This is a genomic window from Vibrio sp. Makdt (genome assembly GCF_027587015.1).
GTDB classification, from domain to species: domain Bacteria; phylum Pseudomonadota; class Gammaproteobacteria; order Enterobacterales; family Vibrionaceae; genus Vibrio; species Vibrio chagasii_B.
Map to the genome: position 1 here is coordinate 342,297 of NZ_JAPPTH010000003.1, position 16,085 is coordinate 358,381.

Below are 16,085 nucleotides of genomic sequence, written 5' to 3' on the forward strand. Positions count from 1 at the left end.
AACGCTTAGATAGCGAAATCTTCCAGAGATTTACCAGCATCTAGTTGTTCTTGGATAGCTGAAGGCGTACGACCTTGGCCTGTCCAAGTTTTCTCGTCACCGTTTGCGTCTACGTATTTGTATTTAGCTGGGCGAGGAGCGCGTTTTGCTTTTGTTGTTTTAGATTTTGCTTCGCCAGAAAGTGCAGCAATAAGATCAGCAACATCAATTCCGTCTTTTGCAATTTGCTCAGCAATAGCAGAAAGTTTAGCTTCTTGTGCTGCTTTTGCTGCACGTTCTTCAGCTTCAGACTCTTGACGCTCTTGTACAACAATAGTTAGCTTGTCTAGCGCTTCTTCTAATTGCTCAAGAGTTAATTCACGTGAGAATGCGCGAAGGCTACGGATATTTAATAGAGTTTTTGTTAATTCAGACATGATATTTTCCATCAAGGTAAACTAAATAATCCACCTAATAATAAACAGAGCTTAGGAATAAAACAAATAGTATTTCTTCTATTACATATTTAAATATAAAAGTGAGATGAATAGTTGAAAATTTCCATGTACCTTTCTATTGAATTTATAATAGATATTAAGATTATCTTAAAAACTGATATGTGACTGGTGGAGTAATTACCTTATGTTGACTACTCTTAGGTTGATTAGTTCATAAATAAAAAGCTGCTTTTCTCGGAATGATATGTTGCATTGTTGCTCTTGATGGGTACAATTGCGGCTACCTGATGCGATGCTTTGGTTAATCATTTGTTAAACTGTTGTTTGATTAGTTAATAATGTTGTCGCACGTAGAGGTGCAATTATAAAAAGTAGTTTTCGTTGGGGTGATGCCAATGAACGGGAATGAAAGGTGTAATTGCCGAAGTAAATTGTATATCTAAGCAATTTGCTGGGGTTGTGCTCAATAGGTACAACACTGCCATAGTCTTAATTTTAAACTATGGAGCGCTACTGTAGGGTTGGGTGAAGTGTTCACTTCCCTTTCGCTTAGTTCAACATGAACTTGGTCAGCCGTATCAAGTTTGTCTGCAGTAGATCTCTAGCCAAATAAAAAACTGGTTTTTGAAGATCATGAATTTAATAGATTTTGCAACATCTCCTTTATCTTTGCTTCCGCCACTTGTGGCTTTAAGCCTTGCTATTGTTACCCGCCGTGTATTGGTTTCTTTGGGTGTCGGTATCGTTATGGGTGCCATCTTACTAGCTGACTATTCAGTAGGTAATGCCGCTAGCTACGTATTTACTAAAGCATCTGGTGTTTTCATCGAAGATGGTGGTATCAATACTTGGAACATGAGCATCATTGCTTTCCTAATTATTCTTGGAATGACAACAGCGCTATTAACGCTTTCTGGTGGTACTCGTGCATTCGCTGAGTGGGCTCAGTCTCGAGTTAAGAGCAAGCGTGGTTCAAAACTGCTTGCTGCATTCTTAGGTGTATTCATCTTTGTTGACGATTACTTCAACAGCTTGGCAGTGGGTGCAATCTCTCGTCCTGTTACAGACCGTTTCTACGTATCTCGCGCTAAGTTAGCTTATATTCTTGATTCTACTGCGGCTCCTATGTGTGTGATCATGCCAGCTTCTAGTTGGGGTGCTTACATCATTACTATTATTGGTGGCATCTTAGTAACACATGGTGTGACAGAGTATTCTGCTCTAGGTGCTTATGTTCGTCTTATTCCAATGAACTTCTACGCGGTATTTGCACTATTGATGGTGTTCGCAGTGGCGTGGTTCGGTCTAGATGTTGGTAAGATGCGCGATCACGAGATCGAAGCGTCTCAAGGTCGTGGCTTTGAAGGCGACAACGATAGCCAGCAAGCTCACGATCTAAACGAAGAGCTAGACATCGAAGAGAGCGAGAACGGTTCTGTTTCTGACCTAATCATGCCGATCGTTTCATTGATCGTAGCGACTGTAGCTGCGATGCTTTACACAGGCGGTCAAGCGTTAGCTGCTGATGGTCAAGCGTTTAACCTACTTGGTGCATTCGAAAATACAGATGTTGGTAAATCTCTTGTTTACGGTGGTGTTATCGGCTTACTAGTAGCACTAGCGACAGTATTCAAGCAGAAGCTGTCTATGGCAGACATCGCAAGAACGATGTGGATCGGTGCAAGCTCTATGTTTGGCGCTATCCTAATTCTTGTGTTCGCTTGGACCATCGGTTCTGTAATCGGCGACATGAAAACAGGTTCGTACCTATCATCTCTAGTAACGGGTAGCATCGATTACCACTGGCTACCAGTTATCTTGTTCCTTCTAGCGGGCGTTATGGCGTTCTCTACAGGTACATCTTGGGGTACGTTCGGTATCATGCTACCTATCGCAGGTGACATGGCAGCAGCATCGGATATCGCACTGATTCTTCCTATGTTAAGTGCGGTTCTAGCGGGTGCAGTATTTGGTGACCACTGTTCTCCAATCTCTGATACGACGATTCTGTCTTCTACTGGTGCTCGTTGTAACCACATCGACCACGTATCGACACAGCTTCCGTACGCGCTTTCAGTTGCGTTTGTATCGTGTATTGGCTTTATTACCTTAGGTATGACAGCTTCTATTGGTATCGCATTCAGCGCTGCAGCACTAACGTTCGTAGCTGTATGTTTCGCTCTGGCTTATTTCTCTCGTTGCAAAATGGCGACATGTAAAAGCTAAAAACGAAAGTTAATCAGTAAACTATCAGGGAGGCGTTGGCCTCCCTTTTTTATGCCTGTTAATTTAATTTTAAGTTTCGTGAAAAAAGTTCGAATAAATGGTTGAAAAAGGATCTTACCTTAGTTAGTGTGGAGACAAGACAGCAAACAACCTAAGAGCTGATAAGTATGCGTAAATTAGTAATGAACATTCATCACCATCATCACCCTATCTAGTCTTTCGGGGAGATTTACGTATACCCGGGAGCAAGATTACTCCCGGAGGTTAAGTCAAAAGAATTTAGATTTAAACCCTCGGGATGACAGAGTCTTCCGAGGGTTTTTTAGTTTTAGCGCTTTTAAATAATCAATAAATTCAAATATTTGCACAGGGATACAGCAATGCAGACACAACGCCTAAGAATCGCAATTCAAAAGAAAGGTCGCTTAAGTAAAGAGTGCCAAGACCTACTAAAAAAATGTGGTGTTAAATTTAACATCATGGGTGAGCGCCTAGTCGTTCATTCACTAAATATGCCAATTGACCTGCTATTAGTTCGTGATGACGACATCCCAGGTCTTATCATGGACGGTGTGGTTGACCTTGGTTTTATCGGTGAAAATGAGCTTGAAGAAGTTCGTCTAGATCGCCTTGCTCTTAAAGAGCCTGCAGAGTTCGAAACACTACGTCGTCTAGATTTCGGTGGCTGCCGTTTATCTATCGCAATTAACAAAGATGAAGAGTACAACGGCCCACAAGATCTAGCGGGCAAGCGTATTGCAACAACCTACCCACAACTACTTAAAGCCTACATGGACGAGCAGGGTGTTGATTTCAGCACTTGTATGCTAACAGGCTCGGTTGAAGTAGCTCCTCGCGCTGGCCTTGCTGACGCAATCGCGGACTTGGTTTCTACTGGTGCGACGCTAGAAGCAAACGGCCTAAAAGAAGCGGAAGTGATTTTCCAATCTAAAGCGACCTTGATTCAACGTACTGGTGAATTCGACGCAGACAAAACAGCATTGATTGAAAAACTACTGACTCGTATGCAGGGTGTTCAACAAGCGAAAGAATCGAAGTACATCATGCTACACGCGCCAACGTCTCAGCTGGAGCAAATCAAAGCACTACTGCCTGGCGCTGAAGATCCAACAGTACTGCCACTTTCAACAGACAAAGATAAAGTTGCCGTTCACCTAGTAAGTACCGAGAACTTGTTCTGGGAAACGATGGAACAGCTGAAAGAGTTGGGCGCTAGCTCGATTCTAGTACTACCAATCGAAAAAATGATGGGGTAATGACGATGAGAACCGTTGTTTGGCAATCTTTAAGTGAGTCACAGCAAGACTCGGTATTAGAGCGTCCCGCTATTACTGAAGGTGCAAACATCACAGCGATAGTTTCTGATGTTATTGCAAAAGTACGAAATGAGGGCGATGCCGCGCTTAAAGAACTGACTGAGAAGTTTGACCGCGTGACTCCAAAATCAATTCGAGTGAGCTCGGATGAGATTGAAGAAGCGAGCGCTCGTTTAACTCCAGAAATGAAGCAGGCGTTAGAACAAGCTTACAGCAATATTGCTAAGTTCCATGAAGCTCAGAAACCTCAGCCGATTAAGGTTGAGACGCAACCAGGTGTTGTGTGTGAGCAAGTGACACGTGCAATTAACACGGTTGGTCTGTACATCCCGGGTGGCAGTGCGCCGCTTCCGTCAACGGTTCTTATGTTAGGTGTTCCCGCTCAAATCGCAGGTTGTCGTAAGGTTGTGCTTTGTTCGCCTCCACCAATCGCTGACGAAATTTTGTACGTCGCTAAGCTTTGTAAGATCGATGAGGTTTACAACGTTGGTGGTGGTCAAGCGGTTGCTGCGATGGCTTACGGTACGGAAAGCGTTGCTAAAGTCGATAAGATTTTCGGCCCAGGTAATGCCTTCGTAACTGAAGCGAAACGCCAAGTGAGCAACGACTTCCGTGGCGCGGCGATTGATATGCCAGCTGGTCCGTCAGAAGTGTTAGTGATTGCTGATGAAACGGCAGACGCAGACTTCATTGCTGCTGACTTGTTGAGCCAAGCGGAGCACGGACCTGACTCGCAAGTGGTGTTGGTAACACCATCGCCATTGATTGCAGATCAAGTAACCGAAGCCGTTCAAAAACAATTGAAAGAACTGTCTCGTGCGAGTATTGCTCAGCAAGCGTTGGCATCAAGCCTAATTATCATTGCTGAATCTATCACTCAAGCGATTGCGATTTCGAACTTCTACGGTCCTGAACACTTGATCGTTCAAACCAAGAATCCACGAGAATTGCTGCCATTGCTAGATAATGCAGGCTCTATTTTCCTTGGTGACTGGTCTCCAGAATCTGCAGGTGATTATGCCTCTGGTACTAACCACGTATTGCCGACCTACGGTTACACAAAGACGTATTCTAGCCTTGGTTTAGCCGATTTCTCTAAACGTATGACGGTGCAAGAACTGACAGCCGATGGCTTAAAAGGTCTAGCTCCGACTGTAGTAACAATGGCGGAAGCCGAAGGCTTGGATGCACACAAACGCGCTGTGACCATCCGAGTTGAAAAGTTAAACCAAGCAAAATAAGGGCAGGGCATGGAAAAGTTAGCGAGAAAACAAGTTCAGGCTCTTACACCTTACTTGTCTGCAAGACGCATTGGCGGCACGGGTGACGTTTGGTTAAACGCCAACGAATCCCCATTCGATAACGAGTACAACGTAAGCTTGTCTCGTCTTAATCGCTACAGCGAATGTCAGCCTAAAGCGTTGATTGATGCTTATGCTCAATATGCAGGTGTGAAATCAGATCAAACTCTGACAACACGTGGTGCCGATGAAGGTATTGAACTGCTGATTCGTGCTTTTTGTGAGCCGAACGAAGACGCTATTCTTTACTGCCCACCAACCTATGGTATGTACGCGATTAGCGCTGAGACGATTGGTGTTGAGCGCAAAGTTGTACCTCTAACTGCTGAATGGCAACTCGATCTTCCAGCGATTGAAGCTCAGTTAGACAACGTGAAAGTGGTGTTTGTTTGTAGCCCAAATAACCCGACTGGTAATTTGGTTGAACGCAAAGACATCATCAAGTTACTTGAGATGACTCAAGACAAAGCGATTGTGGTGATGGATGAAGCGTACATCGACTTCTGCCCAGAAGCGTCAACCGTTGATTTACTTGAGCAATACCCGAATCTAGCGATTCTGCGTACCTTGTCTAAAGCTTTTGCATTGGCTGGACTACGCTGTGGCTTTACGCTGGCGAACCAAGAGCTTATCGATGTATTGTTGAAAGTGATTGCGCCATACCCAGTGCCAATCCCTGTTGCGGATATCGCGGTTCAAGCACTTTCAGAGCAAGGTCTTGCAAGAGCAAAGTTTCAGGTTTTGGACTTGAGCGCTAACCGAGCATACTTACAGGCAGGCCTAATGGGGATGCCTAACGTTACGGTATTTGATGGTTGGGGTAACTACCTTTTGGTTAAATTCCCGAACGGTGACGAATTGTTTAAAGCGGCATGGGACAGTGGCATTATCTTACGTAATTCGCCAATTGAAGACTGTGTTCGAATTAGTATTGGTAATCGCGAAGAGTGCGAAAAGACACTTGGATTCATTCGTAACTTTTATCAGTAACGAAAGGCTTGCCAGTAATAATATTTGTTAGCCTTTATTCGATGAATAATAGGCTGACAAATGAAACCAATATTTTGGGTTAGCGTTTGATTTTTGCTAGGCCACCAGATTTAAAATTAAAAGGAAGTTCAAGTGAGTAAACAACAGAAAATACTTTTTATAGACCGCGACGGCACCTTAATTGTTGAGCCGCCAGTCGATTTCCAAGTAGACCGTTTAGACAAACTAAAATTTGAACCGCTAGTGATTCCTAGCTTACTTGCATTGCAAGATGCTGGTTACCGTCTAGTGATGGTAACTAACCAAGATGGCCTTGGTACTGATAGCTACCCACAAGAAGATTTCGATGCGCCACACAATATGATGATGGATTTCTTCGAATCTCAAGGCGTAAAGTTTGATGACGTGCTTATTTGCCCTCACTTTGACGAAGACAATTGCTCTTGCCGTAAGCCTAAGCTAGGTATGGTTAAAGAATATCTGCAGGGCGGTAAAGTCGACTTCCAACACTCTGTTGTGATTGGCGATCGAGTAACGGATCTTCAACTTGCAGAGAACATGGCAATCCGCGGTATTCAATATGGCCCAGATGCTGAAACGGAAGGCACGCTAAACTGGCCACAAATTGTAAAAGACCTGACGGTTAACGCGCGTGTTGCTGAAGTGGTTCGTACCACCAAAGAAACTGACATCAAGGTAGCGGTAAACCTTGATGAAACCGGTGGCAACAAGATCGATACAGGCATGGGTTTCTTTGACCACATGCTTGATCAAATCGCGACACACGGTGGTTTCCAAATGAACCTGACCGTGAAAGGCGACCTGCACATTGATGATCACCACACAGTAGAAGACACAGCACTTGCGTTAGGCCAAGCTCTGAAAGACGCGCTAGGTGACAAACGTGGTATTGGCCGCTTTGGCTTTAGCCTGCCAATGGATGAGTGTTTAGCTCAGTGTGCGCTAGACCTCTCTGGCCGTCCATACCTTAAGTTCGATGCTAAATTTAGCCGTGAGCAAGTGGGTGACCTTTCAACGGAAATGGTGGTTCACTTCTTCCGCTCATTAACTGACACGCTAGCTTGTACGCTGCACCTTTCTTCTACTGGCAACAATGATCACCACATCATTGAAAGCCTATTCAAAGCGTTTGGTCGTACACTTCGCCAAGCAATTAAAGTTGAAGGTAACGAGTTACCGAGCAGCAAAGGCGTCCTGTAAGGAATGGGTATGAAAGAGCAGAAAGTCGTCATTATTGATACTGGTTGTGCCAATGTTTCATCGGTGAAGTTCGCCATTGAACGTTTGGGCTATGCGGTTGAAATTTCAAAAGAGCCAGAAGTGGTTCTTGCAGCTGACAAGTTATTCCTACCCGGTGTAGGCACAGCAAGTGAAGCGATGAAAAACCTACAAGAACGTGACCTTGTCGCTCTTGTAAAGCAAGTAGAGAAGCCTCTACTTGGCATTTGTTTAGGTATGCAGCTTCTTGGTAAATTGTCTCAAGAGAAAGGCCAAAAGGCTGACGAGCTAGTTGAATGTCTAGGCTTGTGCGAGGGTGAGGTTCGTTTACTGGATACGGGCGATTTACCACTGCCACACATGGGCTGGAATACCGTCACAGCAACACCGAATCACCCTCTATTTAAAGACATTGAAGAAGGCGAGTACTTTTACTTCGTTCACAGCTTCGCAATGCCAGTAGGTGACTACACTATCGCACAATGTGATTACGGTAATCCGTTTACCGCAGCGGTGCAAAACGGTAACTATTATGGTGTTCAGTTCCACCCAGAACGTTCATCAAAAGCTGGTTCTAAGCTGATTCAGAACTTCTTGGAATTGTAATAAGGATTAGGCAGCGGCTAACGTTGCCATATAAGGAATGTAAATGATTATTCCCGCATTAGATTTAATTGAAGGCCAAGTAGTTCGCTTATTCCAAGGGGATTACGGGCAAGTGACAGAATACAAAGTAGACCCAGCAGAGCAGTTCAATCTATATCACCAAGCTGGTGCTGGCTGGCTGCATCTTGTTGATTTAACAGGCGCAAAAGACACCACTGCTCGCCAGTTAGACCTGATCGCGAAGCTACTTGATAGCACGCCGGCTAATATTCAAATTGGTGGTGGTGTACGTAATGAGCAAGATGTGATTGACCTACTTGAAGCCGGTGCACAACGTGTTGTTGTTGGTTCAACAGCAGTGAAGCAGCCTGAGCTTGTTAAAGGTTGGATGGAAAAGTACGGCGCTGAAAAAATTGTTCTTGCTTTGGACATCAACATTGACGAAAACGGCACTCGTAAAGTGGCGATTTCAGGTTGGCAGGAAGATTCAGGCGTGACCATTGAAGCGTTGATTGAAGATTACCTAACCGTTGGTCTTAAGCACGTGCTGTGTACTGATATCTCTCGTGATGGCACGCTAGAAGGATCAAACGTAGAGCTTTACGTGGATCTTTGTAAGCAGTACCCGCAGGTTCAATTCCAATCATCAGGCGGCATTGGCAGCCTAGCGGACATCGAAGCTCTAAAAGGTAGCGGTGTGGCTGGTGTGATTGTGGGGCGTGCGCTACTTGATGGCAAGTTCACCGCAGAGGAGGCGTTTGCATGTTGGCAAAGCGAATAATCCCTTGTTTGGATGTCCGTGACGGACAAGTGGTAAAGGGCGTTCAGTTCCGTAACCACGAAATCATTGGCGACATCGTTCCTCTAGCACAGCGCTACGCAGAAGAGGGCGCAGATGAATTAGTATTTTACGATATCACGGCATCAAGTGATGGCCGTGTTGTCGACAAGAGTTGGGTAAAGCGTGTCGCAGAGGTGATCGATATTCCTTTCTGTGTAGCTGGTGGTATTAAATCAGCAGAAGATGCAGCGCGCATTCTAGAGTTTGGAGCTGATAAAGTATCCATCAACTCGCCAGCACTGGCTAATCCACAACTGATTACTGATCTTGCTGATAAGTTCGGCGTACAGTGTATCGTCGTTGGTATCGATTCATACTTCGATAAAGAGACTGGTAAGTATCAGGTTTATCAATTCACAGGCGATGAAGCGCGTACCAAAGCAACCAAATGGGAAACCAAAGATTGGGTGCAGGAAGTACAAAAGCGTGGCGCAGGTGAAATCGTACTAAACATGATGAACCAAGATGGTGTTCGCAACGGTTACGACCTTGAGCAGCTCAACATGGTGCGTGAAGTGTGTAACGTGCCTCTGATTGCTTCGGGTGGCGCAGGTGCAATGGAACACTTTGCTGAAGCTTATAACAAAACCAATGTGGATGGAGCGCTCGCTGCTTCAGTATTCCATAAACAAGTCATCAATATTGGTGAATTAAAGCAGTATCTAAAACAACAAGGTGTAGAGGTGCGTCTATGAGTTTTGCAGCGACAGAAGTACATACGCTAGCTGAACGTATCAATTGGGATAAAGTCGATGGTCTCGTTCCTGCGATTGTACAAGATTTCCAATCAAGCCAAGTGCTGATGATGGGTTACATGAACCAAGATGCGCTAGCTAAGACGGGCGAAACAGGTCAAGTGACTTTCTTCTCTCGTACTAAAGAGCGCCTTTGGACCAAGGGTGAGACTTCCGGAAATGTTCTGCAACTGGTGAATATGTCACTGGACTGTGACAACGATACCTTGCTAGTCAAAGTCAATCCAATTGGTCCTACGTGTCACTTGGGGACGACAACATGCTGGGATTCTGATCCACAGGAAGAGTCTCAGATGGTGTGGCTTCATCAACTTGAGCAGCTACTGGCTGCCCGCAAGGACGCAGATCCTGAGTCTTCTTATACTGCCAGTTTATATGCCCGTGGCACCAAGCGTATTTCGCAAAAAGTGGGCGAAGAAGGCGTTGAAGTCGCGCTTGCGGCGACGTCGGGCGATAAGGCGGAATTAGTGTGTGAATCTGCGGATTTGATTTACCACCTAATGGTTCTTCTTCAAGACCAAGGTCTATCAATGAACGACGTAGTGAATAAACTTAAAGAGCGCCATAAGTAATCTATCTTTAGGATACATCTAGATAAGTAAAGCCCCGTAAACATTGCGTTTACGGGGCTTTTTAGTGTCAATCTATGAGTCGAGTTCTTTGTCTTTATGTCTCGTCATTCCGAGGAGCCTTAGCGACATCAGGAATCTCTTCTGTTAATCTGACTTCCTAGTTGCGCGAGTTACCCGCAGCACTTTTTGTACTTCTTACCACTACCACAAATACATGGGTCATTACGGCCGATCTTGAAGCTTTCAATCGTTTGGTTTAGGCGAGGATCTATCTCGGGCTCTGGTTGGCTTTGTTCTGGGAACTCACCATCGATATAGAACCAAAGGCCGTTTTCACGAACAAAACGAGAGCGTTCTTGCATACAGTATTGTGCGCCGTCTTCATTGAAATAAGCTTTAAACTCAACAAAGCCCTCGTTTTCGTGAGAGCCTTCCGCGGTATCGATAACCTCTAGCCCCGCCCAATCACTGTCGATTGATTCAGCAATCCCTTCTCTTTGAGACTCAGCATCACAGCTAGGATGATAGGTAGCAACCACATAATCGACCAATCCTAAAACATGCGCGGAATAACGAGAGCGCATCAACTGCTCTGGCGTTTCTACTGAGCTGTGATCAAGGTGTGCTGATTCACAGCACTTTGGGTAAGTATTGTTGCTACCACATGGGCATAAAGACATAGTCAAATCCTGTAAAAATGGCCTCTGAGTAAGAGGCCATAAATGAATGCGTTGGAGTTTAACAAGAAACTAAAGCTCACCAAAGTGTAGTTTTAATTTAAGTAGATTCGTTATGTTTAGGCGGGAGCTAATAAATCTTGAGCCCAAGCCGTCGCCTCATCATAGGCAAGGCCGAGTTGAGCCTCGCTGAGTTTGAGGAGATTGCGAATACGAGTTGCTTCATCCCATCGAGCTTGCTCATAAGCGACCACCATGGCTAAGACCGCGCCTAATACACCTTTGCGTAGTATTAGTGCTTGTTTTATCTCTTCGTCAATTGGTACTGAATCCAGCACTTGCTTTAACGGTTGATCAAACAATGAATCCAATAACGAGAACATACCAGTTAAGAAAGCTTGTCCGGGCTCAACCTTCACGTTCATTTTTTCGACTAGCAGTTCGCATTGACGAGCGCGAATCACCGCTAAGCCATAAAGTGAATCTGGTTTGTCTTCTTTCGCCGATGCTATCGCTACGAGAGATACAAATTTACGCAGTTTCTGCTCGCCTAAATAAACCAGTGCTTGGCGGAACGAGCGGATCGTGGTTGCTGAACCACCTGCTGAGTTTACGTAGGTTAGTAGCTTATAGGAAAGCGTCACGTCTAACGTGATCAGTCGTTCTACTTCACCAAAATCGATAGGATCGTTGGCGATCTCTTTCAGTAGCTGAACGATGGTCAGAAAAGCGGGGTTTAGAGCGCGAGTCTGGATCATTTCAGGTTTGCTGAAGAAATACCCTTGGAAGTAACTGAAACCGGCTTTATTTGCTTGCTGATATTCTTCGTAAGTCTCTACTTTCTCGGCAAGAAACTTGATATCTAGCCCTTGCATAGAGCTCATAAATATTGAGGCTTTTTCGATAGAGATCAGACGGATGTCGAATTTGATAATCGATATGTAAGGTAAGAAGCGCTTCCACGCCTTACTTGGAACAAAGTCATCCAGCGCGATGGTATAGCCCGCATCATAGATAGTCTTAATTGCTTCAAGTAACTCATCGGTCGGTTCGCAGTCTTCAAGAACCTCAACGACTAAACTTTCTTTGGGGAACAGAGTCGGGACTAAGTTGATCAGGCTTGCATAGGGGAAATTAACGAAACCCAGCTTATCACCCAATGTATTGTAGTGGGTCGATAAGAAATGGTCAGATAGCAAACGGCTTGTAGCGAGCTCCGGTTCTACTTCAGGGAAAGTGTTCTTAGGACCATCCCTGAATAGCAACTCGTAACCTATGGTTTTCTTATCTGCATCGAGTATGGGTTGACGCGCTACGTATGAATATTTCAACTTGGTACTGTGTTCGGTTTATTTCTGATAGAGAGATAATAGCTAATTTGCTAGAAATTACCATACACAATCGAAGAAACTCTGACCCACTATAACAATCAAACTGAAAGTTTAAGACTGTTGTTGAAAGCTGTTGCTAAACGCTCGATTCTGTAGTTCAAAACTTTGTGGAGTAAAGACCAGCACGGAACCTTGTGTATACCAATCACCAAGTACGATACGTGTTTTAGTGCAACTGTTAGCATCAAACGTATGGACATTCGGTCGATGTGTATGACCGTGGATCATAAGGTCGACATTATTTCTCGCCATCACGTTTTCGACCTCTTGCTGTGTCACGTCCATGATGTCCAAAGATTTGGTCTGTTTGTCATCTTTAATATCTGACTGAACCTTAGAGACGATCTTCTTTTTAATGAAGAATGGTATTCGATTGAAGATCCACTGTAACCATGGTTGATGGACTTTTTCACGGAAGGCGAGGTATTTGACATCTTCAGTGCATAGAGTGTCGCCATGCAGTACCACGGCTTTTTGTCCGTAGATATCGATAGTTGTCACTTCGTCTAGAAGTTGCACACCAGTCTGTTTTGCAAATCTTTTACCGACCAAAAAGTCACGGTTACCTTGCGTGAAGTAACAGGGTACGCCTGTTTTCACCAAATCGATAAACGCTTGGCGAATAGAAGTCGCGAACTCGCTCTTGTCGTCGTCACCAATCCAGAACTCGAAAAGGTCGCCTAACACGTAGAGCGCATCGGCTTCTACCGCTTCATTTTTCATGAAGGTTAGGAAGCAGTCCGTGATGTCTTGTCGTGACGGAGCAAGGTGCAGGTCTGAGATAAAATATGTTTTCATACAGTTTTAAAAAAAGGGAGCGAGTGCTCCCTTGTCCTAATTATTGATGTATCAATGGTGAATACGAATCGAAGGCTAAATTAAGCTTCGATTGTTGTACCAGTGATGATCACTTCTTCTAGTGGTACGTCTTGGTGCATACCCATAGAACCAGTGCTAACACCTTTGATCTTGTTTACTACGTCCATGCCTTCTACAACTTCTGCGAATACACAGTAACCCCAACCGTCTAGGCTTTCGCTACGGAAGTTAAGGAAAGAGTTGTCGTTTACGTTGATGAAGAACTGAGAGCTCGCTGAATGCGGTTCCATAGTACGAGCCATAGCTAGCGTACCAACTTTGTTCGCTAGGCCGTTGTTTGCTTCGTTCTTGATAGTTGCGCGAGTCGCTTTTTCTTTAAGGCCAGAAGTCATACCGCCGCCTTGAATCATGAAACCATCGATAACACGGTGGAATAGTGTGTTGTCGTAGAAACCGTCACGGCAATACTGTAGGAAGTTTGCGCTTGTTTCTGGTGCTTTTTCTTCGTTTAGTTGAACTTTGATGTCACCAAAATTTGTGTGAAGGATGATCATGATTGTTACCTTACTGTATTTTTAATATGAAAGGCGATTCTAGCCTAGTTTGATTGAGTTTCAAAATACGAAATCGTCAATAGATAACAAGGAGTTTAGCCGATTTGGTGGTGAAAGGTATTACCTATTAAGGTATGACTTGTTATACTGCGGGCTTATTTTGATTAATCCATAAAATAGATAGAGATCATGCTAAAGATATATAACACGCTCACAAGACAGAAAGAGGAATTCAAACCAATTACAGCTGGCAAAGTCGGCATGTATGTCTGTGGGGTAACCATATACGATCTCTGTCATATTGGTCATGGCCGTACGTTCGTTTCTTTCGACGTTGTGACTCGCTACCTGCGTTACTTAGGTTACGACCTAACGTTCGTTCGTAACATCACAGACATCGACGACAAAATCATTAAGCGTGCGAACGAAAACGGTGAGTCTTGCGATTCTCTGACTGAGCGCCTAATTGGTGAAATGCATGCTGACTTCGATGCGTTGAACATGAAGCGTCCAGACGTTGAGCCTCGTGCAACGGAATTCATTACTGAAATCATTGAGCTTGTAGAAAAGCTGATTGAACGTGGTTTTGCTTATGTAGCAAGCAACGGCGATGTAATGTTTGAAGTTAAGAAGTTTGACGAATACGGCAAGCTTTCTAAGCAAGACCTAGATCAGCTTCAAGCTGGTGCTCGTGTTGATGTTGACTCTGCAAAACGTAGCCCGTTAGATTTCGTGGTTTGGAAAATGTCTAAGCCGGGTGAACCAACATGGGAATCACCATGGGGCCCAGGTCGTCCAGGCTGGCACATCGAATGTTCTGCAATGAACTCATCAATTCTTGGTAATCACTTCGATATCCACGGTGGTGGTTCTGACCTTCAGTTCCCACACCACGAGAACGAAATCGCACAATCTTGCTGTGCACATGGTACTGACTATGTAAACACATGGATGCACAGTGGCATGGTGATGGTAGACAGAGAGAAGATGTCTAAGTCTCTAGGTAACTTCTTCACTATTCGTGATGTACTGGCACACTACGATGCGGAAACGGTTCGTTACTTCCTAATGTCTGGTCACTACCGCAGCCAGCTAAACTACAGCGAAGACAACCTAAACCAAGCTCGTGCATCGCTTGAGCGCCTATACACGTCACTTCGTGGCCTAGACCTTACTGCTGCACCTGCTGGTGGTGAAGAGTACGTAACTCGTTTCTCTACAGCAATGAACGATGACTTCAATACGCCAGAAGCATACTCAGTGCTGTTTGAAATGGCTCGTGAAATCAACCGTATCAAGACAGAAAGCATTGAAAAGGCGAGTGGACTTGGTGCGTTGATGCGTGAGCTAGCGGACATCATCGGTATTCTTCACCAAGATCCAGAAGCATTTCTACAAGGTGATGCAGCGGGTAATGATGACGAAGTGGCTGAAATCGAAGCTCTGATCAAACTGCGTAACGACTCTCGTGCTTCAAAAGATTGGGCAAATGCCGATCTTGCTCGTGATAAGTTAAACGAGTTAGGCATCGTTCTGGAAGACGGCCCAGAAGGTACGACTTGGCGTCGTAAGTAATCTTATAAAAAAGGGCTGATTTTCAGCCCTTTTTTCTAGCAAAAATTCTCGAATTTCACCTTTTCTATATTCAACTTTATTAGACAGGAATATTTCTGTGGCTCAGATGTATTTTTACTACTCGGCAATGAATGCGGGTAAATCAACAACGCTTCTTCAATCTTCATTTAACTACCAAGAACGTGGCATGACGCCGGTGATCTTTACGGCAGCACTCGATGATCGCTACGGTATTGGTAAAGTGAGCTCTCGAATTGGTCTTCAATCTGAAGCACAGCTTTTTAAGAGTGACACGAATCTTTTTGAAGCGATTAGCGAGCTGAACGAGCAAGAAAAGCGTCACTGTGTACTTATCGATGAGTGTCAGTTCTTGTCGAAAGAGCAGGTATATCAGCTAACAGAAGTGGTTGATAAACTACATATCCCTGTGCTTTGTTACGGGCTAAGAACAGACTTCCTTGGTGAGCTGTTTGAAGGCAGTAAGTATCTACTGTCTTGGGCTGATAAGCTGGTCGAACTGAAAACCATCTGTCACTGTGGCCGCAAAGCAAACATGGTAATCCGTACCGATGAGCACGGTGTCGCGATCGCGGAAGGTGATCAAGTGGCAATTGGTGGCAACGATAAATACGTGTCTGTATGTCGCCTTCACTACAAAGAAGCGCTAGGTAAATAAGCGTTTTTCAATGTTTCGGTGATAACTGAAATACAAAGTAATGGAATAAAAAAACGGTGGCTTAGTGCCACCGTTTTTGTTTTTATTGG

Annotated in this window: 16 protein-coding genes, 1 riboswitch and 1 other annotated feature; of the genes, 11 read left to right on the forward strand and 5 right to left on the reverse strand. The window is 44.5% G+C overall.

All coding sequences use genetic code 11. The annotated features are described in order from the left end of the window. Positions 1 to 5: 5 nt before the first annotated feature. The gene (locus OH460_RS05715) at positions 6 to 416 is read right to left on the reverse strand and encodes an H-NS family histone-like protein (protein WP_061031763.1); all 411 of its coding nucleotides are present in this window, start codon (positions 414 to 416) and stop codon (positions 6 to 8) included. A 364-nt stretch (positions 417 to 780) separates the two neighbouring features. Then, positions 781 to 958, forward strand: a riboswitch (Lysine riboswitch). A 112-nt stretch (positions 959 to 1,070) separates the two neighbouring features. Here OH460_RS05715 and OH460_RS05720 point away from each other — a divergent pair. From OH460_RS05720 to hisIE, 9 genes are all read left to right on the forward strand, one after another. Beyond that, complete coding sequence (locus OH460_RS05720) at positions 1,071 to 2,663, forward strand: Na+/H+ antiporter NhaC family protein (protein WP_061031762.1); 1,593 nt, start codon at positions 1,071 to 1,073, stop codon at positions 2,661 to 2,663. A 190-nt stretch (positions 2,664 to 2,853) separates the two neighbouring features. Next, positions 2,854 to 2,990, forward strand: a sequence feature (His leader region). A gap of 53 nt (positions 2,991 to 3,043) precedes the next feature. Continuing rightward, positions 3,044 to 3,940 carry an ATP phosphoribosyltransferase gene (hisG, locus tag OH460_RS05725; RefSeq protein ID WP_061031761.1) on the forward strand — a complete coding sequence of 299 codons (897 nt, stop codon included), beginning with the start codon at positions 3,044 to 3,046 and terminating at the stop codon, positions 3,938 to 3,940. Further along, complete coding sequence (hisD, locus tag OH460_RS05730; RefSeq protein ID WP_269995889.1) at positions 3,940 to 5,241, forward strand: histidinol dehydrogenase; 1,302 nt, start codon at positions 3,940 to 3,942, stop codon at positions 5,239 to 5,241. The genes hisG and hisD overlap by 1 nt, the downstream gene beginning before the upstream one ends. Positions 5,242 to 5,250: 9 nt before the next feature. Beyond that, positions 5,251 to 6,291, forward strand: coding sequence for a histidinol-phosphate transaminase (gene hisC, locus OH460_RS05735; RefSeq protein WP_269995890.1), 1,041 nt, complete (start codon positions 5,251 to 5,253; stop codon positions 6,289 to 6,291). A 132-nt stretch (positions 6,292 to 6,423) separates the two neighbouring features. After that, positions 6,424 to 7,512: a bifunctional histidinol-phosphatase/imidazoleglycerol-phosphate dehydratase HisB gene (gene hisB / locus OH460_RS05740; protein WP_269995891.1), complete on the forward strand. Its 1,089-nt coding sequence runs from the start codon at positions 6,424 to 6,426 to the stop codon at positions 7,510 to 7,512. A 9-nt stretch (positions 7,513 to 7,521) separates the two neighbouring features. After that, positions 7,522 to 8,136 (forward strand): imidazole glycerol phosphate synthase subunit HisH, encoded by a 615-nt coding sequence (gene hisH, locus OH460_RS05745; protein ID WP_269995892.1) that lies wholly within the window; start codon positions 7,522 to 7,524, stop codon positions 8,134 to 8,136. Positions 8,137 to 8,179: 43 nt separating this feature from the next. Beyond that, complete coding sequence (hisA, locus tag OH460_RS05750; RefSeq protein ID WP_004742025.1) at positions 8,180 to 8,917, forward strand: 1-(5-phosphoribosyl)-5-[(5-phosphoribosylamino)methylideneamino]imidazole-4-carboxamide isomerase; 738 nt, start codon at positions 8,180 to 8,182, stop codon at positions 8,915 to 8,917. Then, positions 8,899 to 9,672, forward strand: coding sequence for an imidazole glycerol phosphate synthase subunit HisF (gene hisF / locus OH460_RS05755; protein ID WP_102423426.1), 774 nt, complete (start codon positions 8,899 to 8,901; stop codon positions 9,670 to 9,672). The genes hisA and hisF overlap by 19 nt, the downstream gene beginning before the upstream one ends. Beyond that, positions 9,669 to 10,304, forward strand: coding sequence for a bifunctional phosphoribosyl-AMP cyclohydrolase/phosphoribosyl-ATP diphosphatase HisIE (gene hisIE / locus OH460_RS05760; protein WP_269995899.1), 636 nt, complete (start codon positions 9,669 to 9,671; stop codon positions 10,302 to 10,304). The genes hisF and hisIE overlap by 4 nt, the downstream gene beginning before the upstream one ends. Positions 10,305 to 10,474: 170 nt before the next feature. On the opposite strand, the gene OH460_RS05765 is transcribed toward hisIE, so the two are convergent. The 4 genes from OH460_RS05765 to OH460_RS05780 form a co-directional block, all read right to left on the reverse strand. After that, entirely contained in the window at positions 10,475 to 10,984 is a 510-nt protein-coding gene (locus OH460_RS05765) for a YchJ family protein (RefSeq protein ID WP_269995901.1), read from the reverse strand. A 116-nt stretch (positions 10,985 to 11,100) separates the two neighbouring features. Next, positions 11,101 to 12,312: an EAL and HDOD domain-containing protein gene (locus OH460_RS05770; protein WP_269995903.1), complete on the reverse strand. Its 1,212-nt coding sequence runs from the start codon at positions 12,310 to 12,312 to the stop codon at positions 11,101 to 11,103. Positions 12,313 to 12,423: 111 nt separating this feature from the next. Next, a complete protein-coding gene (lpxH, locus tag OH460_RS05775; protein ID WP_269995905.1) occupies positions 12,424 to 13,170 on the reverse strand; it encodes a UDP-2,3-diacylglucosamine diphosphatase in 747 nt (248 codons plus the stop codon). 80 nt (positions 13,171 to 13,250) lie between these two features. Further along, positions 13,251 to 13,745: a peptidylprolyl isomerase gene (locus OH460_RS05780; protein ID WP_004742032.1), complete on the reverse strand. Its 495-nt coding sequence runs from the start codon at positions 13,743 to 13,745 to the stop codon at positions 13,251 to 13,253. Between the two features lie 189 nt (positions 13,746 to 13,934). Here OH460_RS05780 and cysS point away from each other — a divergent pair, with 189 nt between their 5' ends. Next, positions 13,935 to 15,320, forward strand: a complete 1,386-nt coding sequence (gene cysS, locus OH460_RS05785; protein WP_061031752.1) for a cysteine--tRNA ligase — start codon at positions 13,935 to 13,937, stop codon at positions 15,318 to 15,320. Between the two features lie 97 nt (positions 15,321 to 15,417). Further along, on the forward strand, positions 15,418 to 15,996 hold the full coding sequence (locus OH460_RS05790; RefSeq protein WP_269995909.1) for a thymidine kinase: 579 nt from the start codon (positions 15,418 to 15,420) through the stop codon (positions 15,994 to 15,996). The last annotated feature ends 89 nt before the right edge of the window (positions 15,997 to 16,085 follow it).